Source organism: Dysgonomonas sp. GY75 (assembly GCF_015234155.1).
Lineage (GTDB): Bacteria > Bacteroidota > Bacteroidia > Bacteroidales > Dysgonomonadaceae > Dysgonomonas > Dysgonomonas gadei.
This window is the reverse complement of record NZ_JADCLQ010000037.1, coordinates 18,385-32,485: the sequence shown is the minus strand read 5'-3', so window position 1 is coordinate 32,485 and position 14,101 is coordinate 18,385. Positions and strand designations below refer to the sequence as shown.

General features: G+C 39.0%; 13 protein-coding genes. 6 read left to right on the top strand and 7 right to left on the bottom strand.

Features of this window, described 5'->3' with window-relative positions; translation table 11 throughout:
- Positions 1-7: 7 nt before the first annotated feature.
- The gene (locus tag IR083_RS15830) at positions 8-898 is read left to right on the top strand and encodes a bile acid:sodium symporter family protein (RefSeq protein ID WP_194225056.1); all 891 of its coding nucleotides are present in this window, start codon (positions 8-10) and stop codon (positions 896-898) included.
- 5 nt (positions 899-903) lie between these two features.
- Here IR083_RS15830 and IR083_RS15825 read toward each other — a convergent pair whose 3' ends face one another.
- The 3 genes from IR083_RS15825 to IR083_RS15815 form a co-directional block, all read right to left on the bottom strand.
- The gene (locus tag IR083_RS15825; protein ID WP_242052450.1) at positions 904-1,956 is read right to left on the bottom strand and encodes a hypothetical protein; all 1,053 of its coding nucleotides are present in this window, start codon (positions 1,954-1,956) and stop codon (positions 904-906) included.
- 276 nt (positions 1,957-2,232) lie between these two features.
- The gene (locus IR083_RS15820) at positions 2,233-2,712 is read right to left on the bottom strand and encodes a GtrA family protein (RefSeq protein WP_006800854.1); all 480 of its coding nucleotides are present in this window, start codon (positions 2,710-2,712) and stop codon (positions 2,233-2,235) included.
- A 28-nt stretch (positions 2,713-2,740) separates the two neighbouring features.
- On the bottom strand, positions 2,741-4,492 hold the full coding sequence (locus tag IR083_RS15815) for an ArnT family glycosyltransferase (RefSeq protein WP_194225054.1): 1,752 nt from the start codon (positions 4,490-4,492) through the stop codon (positions 2,741-2,743).
- 219 nt (positions 4,493-4,711) lie between these two features.
- Between IR083_RS15815 and IR083_RS15810 the strand changes: the two genes are divergently transcribed.
- The 4 genes from IR083_RS15810 to IR083_RS15795 all read left to right on the top strand — a co-directional run bounded on the left by IR083_RS15810 (position 4,712) and on the right by IR083_RS15795 (position 9,314).
- Positions 4,712-5,299: a bifunctional nuclease family protein gene (locus IR083_RS15810; RefSeq protein ID WP_194225053.1), complete on the top strand. Its 588-nt coding sequence runs from the start codon at positions 4,712-4,714 to the stop codon at positions 5,297-5,299.
- An 858-nt stretch (positions 5,300-6,157) separates the two neighbouring features.
- Complete coding sequence (locus IR083_RS15805; protein ID WP_194225052.1) at positions 6,158-7,237, top strand: DUF4831 family protein; 1,080 nt, start codon at positions 6,158-6,160, stop codon at positions 7,235-7,237.
- Between the two features lie 141 nt (positions 7,238-7,378).
- Positions 7,379-7,858: a CYTH domain-containing protein gene (locus IR083_RS15800; RefSeq protein ID WP_194225051.1), complete on the top strand. Its 480-nt coding sequence runs from the start codon at positions 7,379-7,381 to the stop codon at positions 7,856-7,858.
- A complete protein-coding gene (locus IR083_RS15795) occupies positions 7,851-9,314 on the top strand; it encodes a hypothetical protein (RefSeq protein WP_194225050.1) in 1,464 nt (487 codons plus the stop codon). The genes IR083_RS15800 and IR083_RS15795 overlap by 8 nt, the downstream gene beginning before the upstream one ends.
- A 222-nt stretch (positions 9,315-9,536) precedes the next feature.
- Here the strand turns inward: IR083_RS15795 and IR083_RS15790 are convergent, their stop codons facing one another.
- The 3 genes from IR083_RS15790 to IR083_RS15780 all read right to left on the bottom strand — a co-directional run bounded on the left by IR083_RS15790 (position 9,537) and on the right by IR083_RS15780 (position 12,343).
- A complete protein-coding gene (locus IR083_RS15790; protein WP_194225049.1) occupies positions 9,537-10,439 on the bottom strand; it encodes a DMT family transporter in 903 nt (300 codons plus the stop codon).
- A 71-nt stretch (positions 10,440-10,510) separates the two neighbouring features.
- Positions 10,511-11,551 (bottom strand): GNAT family N-acetyltransferase, encoded by a 1,041-nt coding sequence (locus IR083_RS15785; protein ID WP_242052449.1) that lies wholly within the window; start codon positions 11,549-11,551, stop codon positions 10,511-10,513.
- Positions 11,552-12,343 (bottom strand): class I SAM-dependent methyltransferase, encoded by a 792-nt coding sequence (locus tag IR083_RS15780; RefSeq protein ID WP_194225048.1) that lies wholly within the window; start codon positions 12,341-12,343, stop codon positions 11,552-11,554.
- Positions 12,344-12,771: 428 nt separating this feature from the next.
- Here IR083_RS15780 and fsa point away from each other — a divergent pair, with 428 nt between their 5' ends.
- Positions 12,772-13,428, top strand: a complete 657-nt coding sequence (gene fsa, locus IR083_RS15775; RefSeq protein ID WP_006800866.1) for a fructose-6-phosphate aldolase — start codon at positions 12,772-12,774, stop codon at positions 13,426-13,428.
- Between the two features lie 78 nt (positions 13,429-13,506).
- Here the strand turns inward: fsa and IR083_RS15770 are convergent, their stop codons facing one another.
- Entirely contained in the window at positions 13,507-14,094 is a 588-nt protein-coding gene (locus IR083_RS15770; protein ID WP_194225047.1) for a phosphoglycerate mutase family protein, read from the bottom strand.
- Positions 14,095-14,101 lie beyond the last annotated feature (7 nt).

Genomic DNA, 14,101 nt, shown 5'->3' with positions numbered 1-14,101 from the left:
CACGATTATGCTTAATAAGATAAAATCGTATATGATGCCTATAGCCATGATTACAGGGATTATACTGCATCGGTATATGGGGGCGCTTTCTTTTCTTACGCCGTATCTTATTGTAGTGATGTTGCTGATCACTTATTGCAATATTTCTTTCAGGGATATTCAGTTTACACGCCTTCATCTTTGGCTGATACTGATACAGATTGCCGGAAGTATTGCCGTTTATTTACTCCTGTTACCCGTACATCCCATAATTGCGCAGGGAGCTATGATTTGCGTTCTTGCACCTACAGCTACATCGGCACCTGTCATTACAGGTATGTTGGGCGGCAATGTAGCCAGCCTGACGGCCTACAGCCTGCTTAGTAATATGACAATAGTTGTTGTCGCTCCTGTCATATTTGCTTTTACCGGAGAAGTAGATGCTACGTCTTTCACCGATTCGTTATGGGTTGTCTTTCAGAAAGTATTTATATTATTGTTCCTGCCGTTTTTTGGTGCTCTTCTCTTACAAAAGTTTCTGCCGAGAGTGCATTACGAGATACAGAAGGCCAAAAGCCTGTCTTTCTATATCTGGTCTGTCGCATTGGTAATTATTACGGGAAAAACTGTTCAGTTTATTTCAGATCAGGAGAGTCCGAATTACATTATGGAGGTAGGTGTCGCATTAGCGGCTTTGGTGGTTTGCGTTTCTCAATTTTTGGTTGGCCGCCGGTTAGGACGTATTTATGATGATACTGTTGCCGGAGGGCAGGGGCTTGGACAAAAAAATACCATCCTGGCTATTTGGATGGCACAAACATATCTGAATCCTATTTCGTCGATTGGGCCTGGAGCATATGTGCTCTGGCAAAATGTTGTAAATTCTTTTCAGGTATGGAAAAACCGGAAGAACTTATAGCGGATTTAATTTACACTAGCCTTGGGTTGTACGAAAATATCTGATGGAACCAGTACCATATTTTTCAGATATTCAAATTCCAGTTCGAAACATTCACTGAATATTTCATCAGCAAAGCCATCCTCGAGTTGTTTTATTGTCCAGAATTTTCCATTCATTTTTCCATTCCTCTTTATTAAGTCCTCGTCGTCAATATTTGCTGTGAATAAAAATATCAGGCGTCTTGTGTCTTCATTCTCGAAGACGTATTTCAGCAGGAACTTAATGGAAAAATCTATCTCATCACCTACCATCTTACGGATACTGTTGCGTGCAGCCAGATTGATCTCGTGGTTGAAGAGCATGTATTTTTCGAAAGGATAGTCAAGTTTTCCCGGATTCAATATATCATTCAGAGACCTTTCCTGTAAATACACTTTAGAGTTTGAAATCAATGCTACTCTAACCACAGGATGTAAAAATTTGTTTTTCATGTTTATGGATACGTTCTTTGCAATCTTACCTGTAACTTCACCTTTCTCTGTTACGATCGGGATCCATTCTTCTTTCCTTAGTTTGGCTACCAGATTGCTGATTTTGAGAACCTGATAGACCCCTATCAATAGGATGATAAGAATTGGTACGATAGAGAAGATTATAATTTCGGAGATATGAACATTCTGGCTACTTACGGTGAACTGGCGATACAACATAATGCCGAATACATGGAGAGTGAGTCCGTACTGTATAAATGTAGCCGAATCGTAAAACTCATTTAACAGGGCTTTTTGTATCAGGTTTTTCTGACGGAAAAAGTGGGCGGCCATATATGTCTTACTAGCCCTGAGGAGCATGAAAAGACAGATTATGATGACTTCACAAATAACGATGTATGTATTTGGCTTTTCTACATACGGATGAATAATAAGCCATACAATAAGGCTGATCATAATGGAAATAGCTGAAATGTAGAACGTCGCACTAAAAGCCCGGCTTTTATAGTACATCCGGAAGAATAATTCTCCGAAAACAGCCAGAGCGAAGCCTGCGCATAATGCGAATTGCTCCTTTACGTTCATAGTATGTAATATTATGAACAGGATGAAGGGGAAAAGTCCTATTACAGGATTTGAAGCGTGCTTTCTTAAACCTTTACTTAGCATTTTTATTAATTCTATTATCAGAGAATGGTTATGTGAGTTTGTTTTTAAAGTAATAGTGCTTTATTCTTAATAAAGCTGGTTCATTAGGCGTAGTCTGGTCACAATTTATTATTCTCTTTAGTATTTAAACAAATTATGTGAAATTTTGTTTGATAAAAACCTTGAATTGTTATCAAAGAATATGATACTAAATTATTTTTTATGTTCTTTGAATGTGAAGAACTTATTTATGGCAAATTGTATAGCAGCAACAATAAAAATAGCGAATACTTTAGCCAGCATATCATCTATTTTCATTATACCTATGAATAATGTCAATAACATTGAACTAATGATCATGCCCACTATGGCAATAGAGGCAAATGACATAAAACGTTTTAGTTTCTGATCCGTAACCTTAAATGTAAAATAACTATTCAGGATGAAGTTGTTTACGACGGCCAGAGTCTGGCTTATTATATTGGATATGAGTATATCCAACATGCCTATAGACATGTTTCCCTTCAACAATGAACTTATCGTTGCCGAAAACGGATAATGCACAGAGAATTTATTTACCAACAGGTAAAATATTCCCATATCTATAACTAATCCTACAATACCGACCAGACCATATTTGATTAGTTGTCTGATGGCTTTCCGCTTAGCCAGTCCGGTTAACTGCTCTTTCATGTGTGCTTTTTAAGTTTGTCTCAATATGCTAATTCTTCTTTTTTATCTTGAAGAACAGTATTTCGTTTTTGTTTTCGTTCATCTTATCGCTCGATTCGAGCAGAGTAAATTCATACTCTTTATATTGTTCTTTTATTCTGTCTATATCCAGCTCTAAGGCGATAAAGTAACCATAGTCAGGTTTTTCTTTTTCTATATTTTTAAACCTGTTATGCATCGAAAAATTAAGAGAATACAGATTTCTGTAGCTCTTCAGGTAATTAGTCACATATACGTTGTCATTAAGGTCATACTTCTTCGCAAGGAGTTCGGCAAACGGGCGGGTAGAATACGCGTCTTTGTAGCCCGGTAGCAAATAGGAGTCCATAAATATATTTATTGCCAACATGAGTCCGAATCCGGCCATCAGTATTTTCAGATTCATCTTTTTTCTCAACAGATAGAAACTGTTTACTATGGCGGCAAGCAGTACGGTTATGCCAAATAATCCAAGCCATCCCGGATTCCGGAACAGGTCAAAGAATACATGAATGTCCCGCAAGGTCCTTTCCCTTTTCGACAGGGATTGCGCCATATCTTCGGTTATTATACCCGTATATGCCAATATTACAACTAGCAATGCCAGTATGCTTACAGTTAACAATATCGAGGTTGATATGCGTACAGCCAAAGGTTTAGCATCTGTAAGATAAATAAAGAAGCGGGCGATAAAAATAGCAATAAACGGATAAGTGAGCATGATATATGTGCTCCGCTTCGAAGAGGGAACCGTAAAAAATACAATGGCTACAACTGCGATAAGCAGACTGAACAGAAGTACCTTATCCATTGATATAATCTTGGAGATGAAAGATTTTATTGTCCCCGATGGTTTTCTGTATTTGATGAAGAATAAAGATATAACCAGCAATATAGTCCACGGAAGAAATCCTGCAATGAGCGAAATAGGGTAGTAATACCATGGATTTTCCACGCCCAGTTCATAGTCTATATCCAGGATTGAAGAGTCTATGCTCAGAAAGCGCCCGAAATTCTCGGCGAAAACCTTATTTAGAAAAGCCTCTCCCTGAATTTGATATGCTGCATAATACCAAATAAGTGGAACAATGAGAGCCGAAACTAATATAGCCAGACATTTCAGCAAAGCTTTAAAGAAATTCTCGCGTTGGAAGAGAAGGAATATTCCAAAAATAAGACAAGGCAGGAGAGCTCCCACGGGTCCTTTAGCTAAAGTCGCCAGGCTAAGGAAGGCCCACGCTGATATAAGCAACCCGAATCGCCGTTTTTCATGCCATATATATAATTGAATCAGTGCAGCAACCATCAGGAATGTGAGCAGCATATCTATTCGTGTAGTCATGCCCGCCCGATGTATTTCGAAACAGGTGATTATTATCAGACAGGATATGAATGCTTCAAGAACCGGACGGCGGCGGGCAAAAAACATAAAACAGATACCTATCATGGCAATAAATGCCAGAGCTGAGGGTAGGCGCGAGGTAAATGGAGTCACTTCTCCTTTGTTTATAGCAAGGGAAAAACCGGAAATCAACCAATGGTTTAACGGAGGCTTGTATGCGAACTCATCGGCATAGCTGGACGGGATGATCCATTCTCCTTTTTCGATCATAGATATAGCTAATGCTGCCTCGCGAGGCTCTCCCTTAGTATAGAATTCCCCGAGTCCAATCCACGGTAAAGTAGATAATGTGGCAATGAGGAGAATAAGCAGAAGAGGTTTTTGCAAGTATAGCGTTTGCAGAAAATGGGATTTCTTCATATACCTATTGTTCGTTTTTTCTTTGCAAAGATAAGTTTTTATTCTTTTGGTAATCATAATTCGCAATTAAATATAAACAAAGGTTTTATCGCATTCCGAAATAGTAGAAAAATGCTATATCCTGATCAGGGTAATAGTTTAAAATGTTTTAAAACAAGAACGATTCTCGCGACGATACAAAATAAATCAGTATTTTTGATCTCATATTATATTTACAACATGGATGACAGAATAAAATTATCAGTTCTGGGTTTTTCTTTCAATCAGACACAATCAGGGGCATACGGATTGGTTCTGGCTGAAGAAGATGGTGTACGCCGGCTGATGATTGTAGTAGGCACTCCAGAGGCTCAGTCGATAGCTTTCAAATTGCAAGGCTCTTATCCTCCCAGACCTCTTACCCATGATCTGTTCCGTTCGTTGCTTCATCAATTTGGTATCATTCTGCGCGAAGTAGAAATATATAAATATGAGAATGGTGTTTTTTTCTCCCGTATGATATTAAGTCAGGGAGATAAAAATATTCAGATAGAATCCAGGACTTCCGATGCGGTGGGAATTGCATTGAGGACGAAGTCCCCTATATTTACAACAGAAGCCATTATGCAGGAGCAAGCCATAGTATTTGATGAGAACTCTATCCAGGATGCAACTACTCCCGAAGATGAAAGGGATCATCTGGCTCTGGATTATTCTCTACTTAATCAGGATGAACTGGAAACTCTGTTGAAAGATGCAATTGAAGGTGAAGACTACGAATTGGCATCTTTGCTGAGAGATGAATTGAAACGAAAAGGCAAAAAATAATATCGCATATGTCTCGTTGAACCTAATCTATTCATTTCCTGATGGAAATACCTCGATCATACCATCATAGTGTTTATTGAGAAATACTTCAATAAATAACAGGAGCCATTCAAAGCAGATATCAGGGCAACCGCACGAAAATCAGGAATTTTAACCGTCGATCTCATTTGCATTTTTTTTAACTATATATAGTTAAAACCTGACACTTCTGACAACTTTTTTACTATTTTCATCCTGTCATTTTTTATTTCATTAACTATATATCGTTAAAAGGTAACACAGAAAACAATTAATAATTAAGAATGAAAAATTAAGAACCAACGGTCAGCAGAGCTAATTTTTTCCCTCATAACTTGTAACTGCCCGTAGGGCGCAGTAACTTGTAACTCTTAAAAAAGGTAACAAAGGTAACACATGTTTCAGCTTTTAGCTGATAGCTATTCGCCGTTAGCTTAGGCTATCGCATAAGTGGCTTTACAGTGAACAGTCATCAGTCAGCAACTTGTATCTCGTGTCTTGTTTACTTGTATCTCATATAACTTTCAACTTAGTACTCAATACTTACTACTTTGATAAGGTAACAAAGGTTACACCGTTTCACTCATTTGCTAATATGCTAATTTTAACTACACTTTGTTCCATTGAACGATGTTTCAAATCTGCTAATTAATTCTTTCAAAGAACTCTTTTTCTTGTAAACTAGTAAACTGATAACTAGTATACTTCAAAATACATAGATAAACTTTCTGCATAAAAACACATATTTCGTGCGTTTGCCCTAAGCGGATATTATCTATTGTAAGTATTTCGCAAAAAATAATTAGCTTTGTGAGACTAATATTTTTAAATGAAAGACTTATGAGATATTATATAAGTTTATTATTGTTCCTCTTTATCGGGGCAAATTACGGAACAGCCCAGAACACAGTGAAGATGAGCGCTGTGAAAGCAAATGATTACGGCGTTGCCTATTCGCTGCCCAAAACATCGCTGGTAATCACTGTAGATTATACAAAAAAAACACGTAAAGCCGGAGAGTTTTTTCAGTATGCCGAGCGCTATCTGAGTATTTCTAATCCTATAACAGAAGATGCAGTATCTTATACATTGGATAAAATAGATGCAACTGCAAAAGGTGTGGTCGATAAAGATAAATCATACCTTGTGGAGTTCAGGTCGAATACTACTGCTCCGTTTGTAACGCTTACAAAAGATGGCCTGATATGTGCTATCAACGATGATTATACATTTCCAAAAGAAGAAACTAAAGGAGACGCTTCCGTGGCCTCGGCAAGTCTTCCAAATCCGCGCAGTTTCCTGTCGGAAGAGATATTAAGAGCCGGTTCTACTGCAAAGCAGGCTGAACTGATAGCCAAACAGATTTACCGGTTGCGCGAAAGCCGTAACAATATACTTACCGGAGATGCCGATAATATGCCGCCTGATGGTAACGCATATAAACTGGTAATGACTCAACTGGAAGAACAGGAGAAAGCACTCACGGCCATGTTTGCAGGCACAGAAACAGTGGAAGCGGGAACAAAGGAGTTTGTTGTAATCCCTGATGAAAAGAATATAGACAACCGTATTATCTTCCGTTTTTCGTCTAAGTTGGGTGTTGTAGGTGCTGATGATCTTTCCGGTTCTCCTGTGGCCCTTACTTTAAAGAATAAAGAGCCAAGACAAGTACAGGTACTTACCCCTAAGGAAGAGAAAGATATGGAAAAGAAATTCTCGGCAGGAATAATTTATAATATTCCGGGAAAAGCCAGTCTGCAGATATCATACAACGGACGAAACTATGTACAAAAAGATTGTGACATTGTACAATACGGTGTACAGGATGTACTCGTTCAAAAGATGTTTGATAACAATAAATTACCTATAAAGGTTATCTTCTATCCTGATATGGGAGCTATAAAGCAGATTATTCAATAATACAGCGAGTATATAACCGATATGCCAATGGGGTAAAGTATAAATACTCTTCCATTGGCATATTGTTTTTCGCAGGGTGGTCAGGATAATCTGCTGAAAACATTTACTAATTTATTTATCTTCAAATTTGCTGATTAGATTATGGCTTTAGAAATAGAACGGAAGTTTTTAGTCAGAGGCGACTTTAAGCAATATGCTTATGCACACGAGGAGATCGTGCAGGGCTACTTGTCTTCTGTGCCTGAACGTACCGTCCGTATCCGTATAAAAGGAGATAAAGCGTATATTACGATTAAAGGTGCAGGGGATGAGTCGGGCATGTCCCGTTACGAGTGGGAGAAAGAAATACCCGGAGAGGAAGCCCGTGAGTTGATAAAGCTATGCGAACCGGGCATTATTGATAAAGTACGCTATTATATCAAGAATGGAATCCGTAAATTTGAGGTGGACGAATTTCATGACGAAAACGAAGGACTTATAATGGCCGAGATAGAACTGGCCGATAAAGAAGAAGGGTTTGACAGGCCCGACTGGTTGGGAGCGGAAGTGACAGGAGACAGCCGTTACTATAATTCATCTTTAGTAAAATATCCTTACAGCGAATGGAAAAATAATGATTGATACCGAAGTAAAAGTACACGATAACTTTTCATTAGAGTTTAAGATTGGTTTTATTACCAGTAAAAACACTAAGGATGTGAATGATTTCAAGATCAACACCTGGTTGTTTCTGCCCAATAGCCTCGATATAAATCGTTCTACCTATAAGAAAAATGATTTCTACAGAGATGTAAAGAATAATATCCGTCTCATTACCCCGATATACTCACTGGCCGAAATACTTAAAGCGGGGCGGGGACCTTTACCCCGTTTACAGAAAGCGCTGGACGATTTGGCGGTGAATCCTGCCGATGAGGTAAAGTCGGAGAGCTTCGTCTATCAGGTGAAAATGTTTGTTTGTATTCTCAAAAGTGCCTTGCGACGCCATGTGCAGATAATAAAGAATACGACGACAGATGAAAAAGTAGCTTTACATGTCGAAAATTATATACGTGATATCAGGGATATAGCATTGCAATACCGTGAAATGTGGGATGAGTTGACTAAACCTGATATTACCCAACAACAGAGGGAATTCTTCCTCTATGGAGACGACTTCCTTGGGAATATCACCGAGCAATACACGTTTCAGATCATGAGATTTCTGGAAGGGCGGCCTGTATATGCACGTTTGAAGCCCGAATTACACCGATTGGTGGAAGACGAAATCGCCCATCGTAAAAAGCGTGGGTTCAGGCTGTTGGATAAGGATGACGAAAAGCATAACAGCCTGGTCATTTCTCAGCGGAATATCTTGAAGAAACTTGTAGAAAGCGATCTGTTCCTGCAAATAGTGCGGAAAAAGGACGGATTGCTGGCCGAGCAGTTTTATTATAGTATAGCGGCGGGCATAGCTATGGTGTTTGCTACTGTCGTGTCTTTTTTTGCCACATTGCGGTTTGGAAATTTTACCACCGACCTGTTTATTATACTGGTCTTCAGTTATATGTTCAAAGACCGGATAAAAGATATGATGCGCTACTATTTTTCGTCCAAGCTGGGCAAAAAGTATTTCGATACCAAATTGAAACTGAGTATCCGCAAGCAGGAAATAGGATGGATAAAAGAAGCGTTTGACTATATCGAAGAAAGCAAGCTGCCCGAAGAAGTCCGTAATTTAAGGGCCCGTTCACCTCTTGTGGAAGCCGAAAATCAGTTTTATGACGAGAAAATTGTACTCTATCGTAAATGGGTAAGCCTGTCGAGGGAAGATATAGAAAAGTATAAGGAATACCGCTTATCGGGCATTAATGATATTACCCGTTTCAACCTGCTGAATTTTACACAGAAGATGGATAATCCTTCTATTCCGCTATATATGTCCGATGAGGAGAAAGGTATTGTGGAGATAGAAGGCAATAAAGTCTATTCATTGTACTTTATTGTGCAATGTATATCCGATAAAGACGAATACTACAGAAAATACCGTGTGTTGTTCAACCGCAATGGGATTGCAGATGTGAGCGAACTCAATTAGATAAAGGTTACAGGAAGATTTCTGCGTCTTTTCTTTTTTTGGTTCTGGATATAAGCATATACTGTAACACTGGCTATGGCAGCTACTAAAGTTACGGCTAATACTTTTTTTGTCATATCGTTAATTTTATATCAATATCTATTAGGATATAGTAAAGATACTAACAAAAATCGGAATACAGATGTATTGAAAACAAGAATATTTAAGATAAAGACAGTCTCTTTATCCGGGTTTGAATTTCAACTTGAAGCCATTCTCTGCCACATAGACACCCAACAGGATAAATACGGAGCCAAACAGTGCGACAATCGTTATATGTTCATCGATAACAATTGCCGATGTGAGTAATGTGACAAGTGGAACGAAATAGATATAATTGGATGTTTGCACCACTCCCAATTCTTTCACGGCGCTGTTCCATGCGATAAAACACAGCAGTGACGCTATTAACCCGAGAAAGATGAGATTTGATGCTATTACGGGATTGATGAGCAAAGAGGGAGTGAATGTAGCCGAATCCATCAGGGAGAAAGGCAGCATGGTTATAATTCCGTAAAAGAAAACTTTCCGGGTAATAAACAAGGTGGAGTATTTTCCGTTCAGCTGTTTGAGTATAATGCCGTAGAAAGCCCAGGACAAGGCAGCCAATACTGTCAGCATGTCGCCAAGAGGATTGATCTGTAAAATAAAACTACCATTGAAAACAACCAAAGCCATACCTACGAGGGCGACCAGCGATCCGGTAATAAGACGGGGTCTTAATGGCTCTTTTTTGTAGAAAAGGAATGTCAGCAAGGCGGTGAAAATAGGTGAAGTACATACTATCAGTGAAACGTTGGAAGCCAGTGTTATACCCAAAGCTGTATTTTCAAATACAAAATATAATGCGCCTCCTGTCAGTCCGGCAGCAACGCACAACAGTTCATCTTTCTTACTGTTTGCAAAAAGAGTGCGTGGACAGAAAAACCATATTCCTATATAAGCCAGCACAAAGCGGTAAAGGAATATCTCGACAGGAGAAAGGCCATATCCGATCAGTATTTTTGTGGATACAAATGTCGTCCCCCATACTATCACCGTGAAGATGGCGATAATATGATACCAATATTTTTTGCGTGTAATCATAATGTGTTTGGAATATGACTACAAAAATAATGGATATGGCCCGTTTTTATAGTATAATAATCCAATAAATTTTAACAAAAATCTACAGTCCCGTCCATACCTTCAAGTGTAGCGTCAACCAGTTCGTATACCATCACATTCTCTTCAGTGAATTCCAGTATATGCCTGATCCCATATGCGGATGTAGGTTTAAACCCAAACCGGTGATAGTATGCAGGATCACCACAAAGGAAAACGGCCTTATAGCCCATCTCGCGCGCAAGCCTGAAACCTTCTCGAATTAATGCAGAGCCGATACCTAAATTTCTGTATTCGGGAAGAACAGAAATGGGTGCAATGAGAAGGGCTTCTGTTTTGCTGTTGTCAGTTCTTGTTACATATGTTTTTGTGAACATGATTTGTCCGGCTATTTTATTATTCATTTCTGCAACCAAATCCATCTCCGGAATATAATTATCTCCCTGCCGTAATTCTTGGGCGAAGTCCTGTTCGTCTCCGTCCTTTACTTTTGCTGTTTCAAAGGCTGCCTTAATCAGATTATATACTTCAGCTTGTTCCTCTTGTGCTATTTTTCTAATTTTTATATTATTCATATTACTGCTTTTTACTGAATCGAGTTTCCACCATAGGCTATTTTCATTTTTTTGATAATTTACAAAGCCGCATTTCTTTAATACCCTGTGTGATGCGATATTGCCTTTTTCTGTCTCTGCTGTTACGGATTTCACTCCCGGCTGACTCAATGCCCATTCGCACATTGCCCGTACGGCTTCGGTCATGTAACCTTTATTGCGGTAACGGGTATTTGTACCATATCCTATTTCAACACATGCATTTTCCTGCGGCGAATTTTTAAAATTGGCACTGGCGATGGCTTTATTCTCCGATTTCAATATGATTTGCCTGTTGGTAAGCCAGATGAAGTTATCTGTGTCTGATAATGCTTTTTGGTACTGATACTCCATTGCCTGTTGGACATGTTTATCGAGGCTCTCTCCGGACGGTATCAGTCCCATTTCTGCTTCCATTCTGTCCACTCCGAGCAAGAGCAGACGGAATTGCTCCGCTGTTAGCGGAACAATTCTCAGTCGTGCTGTTTCTATAACCATCATTTATCCGATTTTTTGTCCGATATAGAATACATAGCTGTAGTAATCTTTGTATTTCTTATACAAATTGATTTCTGTCAGCTGGCTTTCTATAAACTGTTTGGCTTCTTCACTATTATTTTGCTGTTTCAGAAATGGATCTACTGCCGCTTCTACTAAATCGTAGAAGTTTTCGAGCCAGCAATTTACAGGTAATACAAAATGAGCGATAGGTATATAGCCTGCATTCTGCATTGCAGCTACTTTATTAGGAATGGTGTCGATCCCGTCATAGTTCAACACCCAGAATTCTTCTATTTCCTGCGGGCGCTCTTTTGTAATCCAGGATACTTCCGACACTGCGATATATCCTCCCGGCTTAAGATACTGATGCCATTCGCGCAGTCCTTTTTCGAAACCTATATGGTAGATAGAGCCTTCGGCCCACATAAGATCGAGTTCATTGTCTGAAAAAGGAAGATCTTCCATAGAGCCAATAAGGTTAGTGAACCTGTCTTCAAATCCGGCCTGTTTGACATTCTTATCCAGTATTTCTATAAATTTTTCCGATAAGTCGATGGCCGTGATATGCCCTGAGGTATTTTCCGCTAGTGTGATAGTTTGTCCTCCTGTACCGCAACCAATGTCTGCGATCTTTGAGCTGACAGGGAGACCCGGTATAAAATTCAGAGCTAGCTTAGTTATCTCTATGCTTCCCGGCCCTTGCCTGTTTACTAACTTGTAAAAGTCGAATATCAGATCAAAATCTTCTACCAGTCTTATTTCTTTTTCTGTTGTTTTTATTTCTTTATCCATGATAATTGATGCTTTTAGTTTGTGCATATCGTGATATGAGGGTATAACAAACCTTCATAGATGATAGTCACAAAATGTTTTTAATAAAATATAAAAGAAAAATCACCCGAAAATGAAGTATTCGGGTAAAGAATGAAGGGATAGCCGGTAAAAGTAAGTTGTATTACAGATTACAGGCTATTTACAGCACCAATATATTCTTACGTGTAAGAGACATAAATTGTTTTAATGTTAACGCAAAGATATAATTAATATCAGACCGGACAAAACATATTGAAATTTAGCGGAATCGGTGTATCCGTATAAGGAAAGGTTTTATCTGAGAATGGCATATGCCTAAAAAACAATAGGCTCATTAGAGTTGTTTTTATTAAAATATATTCGGAACTTAGAGGTACAGATAATAACCCATTAAAAAATAACCTATTATGAAGTTTTTTATCGACACAGCCAATTTGGACCAGATCCGTGAAGCCAACGATCTCGGAGTATTAGACGGAGTAACAACAAATCCTTCCCTGATGGCAAAAGAAGGGATAAAAGGTGTGGAAAACCAGCGTAAGCATTATGTGGAAATCTGTAACATCGTGGATGGCGACGTCAGCGCCGAGGTAATAGCGACGGATTATGCGGGGATGATAAAAGAGGGGGAGGAGCTTGCTGCTCTTCACAAAAATATTGTGGTAAAAGTACCTTGCATAGAAGATGGAATTAAAGCTATAAAGTATTTCAGCAAAAAAGGTATCCGGACTAACTGTACACTGGTCTTCTCTGTGGGACAGGCGCTATTGGCCGCAAAAGCCGGAGCGACTTATGTGTCGCCGTTTGTTGGGCGTCTCGATGATATTTCCAGTGATGGTATAGACCTGGTAGGCAAGATAGTGGATATGTATTCCACATACGATATGGATACTCAGGTTCTCGCGGCTTCGATACGCAGCACGCAACACATTATCCAATGTATCGAAGTGGGGTCGGATGTGGCCACATGCCCCTTGGCCGCCATCAAAGGGCTGCTGAAACACCCTCTCACCGATAGCGGATTGGCTACTTTCCTTGCCGACTATAAGAAAGTGAACGGATAACGGATAATCGGGGAAAATATATAATGAGTGCAGGTAGTGTTATATTGCCTGCACTTTTATTTTTATAACTTTATCCGGTTAAGGAATCCATTCCACAATGTATCCTACCGGATTTACTTTTCTCCATTTTATGAAATCCTCTACATTGTTTATTCCATCCCTGATAACAGCCTGATAATACTCTACCCCTATTATTCTCTCCATTCCACGGGTTTCATATTTCAACTTCAATATAGTTTGCCTCTGTGCAGGGGTCATAACTTCATTTATTCTTTTAGCCATTCGTTCAAAATATCCGTCGTATTTTGAGCCTTTCAATATATGAATGATATCGATTTTCCATGCCGATCCGTCTTCAGCCTGATATTGTACATGCCATTCGATACATTGTTCTTCCGTTTCAATGCCATTTATGTACTCCAGCCGGGTGATACCGGGTTTTGCTGCCAGTTTACTCATTGCGAGAAAACTGTCGGATACGAGCAATGGGGAAGAATATACATGAAAATCGATATCTTTGTTGGACATCAGTAATCCCGTTTTAAGAGAACCTACAAGGTTTACTTCTGCACCGACTGATTCCCAGATTCCGATAATTTCGGTTTTCTCTATTATTTCATATGCTTTTTCCTGATTTTTTACTGCAATGTCGATGAAATTTTCCATAGTTGAC

Coding starts and splice junctions, on each gene's coding strand:
- IR083_RS15830 (WP_194225056.1), top strand. CDS start 8: ATGCTTAATAAGATAAAATCGTATATGATGCCTATAGCCATGATTACA.
- IR083_RS15825 (WP_242052450.1), bottom strand. CDS start 1,956: ATGAACGTAAAGGAGCAATTCGCATTATGCGCAGGCTTCGCTCTGGCT.
- IR083_RS15820 (WP_006800854.1), bottom strand. CDS start 2,712: ATGAAAGAGCAGTTAACCGGACTGGCTAAGCGGAAAGCCATCAGACAA.
- IR083_RS15815 (WP_194225054.1), bottom strand. CDS start 4,492: ATGAAGAAATCCCATTTTCTGCAAACGCTATACTTGCAAAAACCTCTT.
- IR083_RS15810 (WP_194225053.1), top strand. CDS start 4,712: ATGGATGACAGAATAAAATTATCAGTTCTGGGTTTTTCTTTCAATCAG.
- IR083_RS15805 (WP_194225052.1), top strand. CDS start 6,158: ATGAGATATTATATAAGTTTATTATTGTTCCTCTTTATCGGGGCAAAT.
- IR083_RS15800 (WP_194225051.1), top strand. CDS start 7,379: ATGGCTTTAGAAATAGAACGGAAGTTTTTAGTCAGAGGCGACTTTAAG.
- IR083_RS15795 (WP_194225050.1), top strand. CDS start 7,851: ATGATTGATACCGAAGTAAAAGTACACGATAACTTTTCATTAGAGTTT.
- IR083_RS15790 (WP_194225049.1), bottom strand. CDS start 10,439: ATGATTACACGCAAAAAATATTGGTATCATATTATCGCCATCTTCACG.
- IR083_RS15785 (WP_242052449.1), bottom strand. CDS start 11,551: ATGATGGTTATAGAAACAGCACGACTGAGAATTGTTCCGCTAACAGCG.
- IR083_RS15780 (WP_194225048.1), bottom strand. CDS start 12,343: ATGGATAAAGAAATAAAAACAACAGAAAAAGAAATAAGACTGGTAGAA.
- fsa (WP_006800866.1), top strand. CDS start 12,772: ATGAAGTTTTTTATCGACACAGCCAATTTGGACCAGATCCGTGAAGCC.
- IR083_RS15770 (WP_194225047.1), bottom strand. CDS start 14,094: ATGGAAAATTTCATCGACATTGCAGTAAAAAATCAGGAAAAAGCATAT.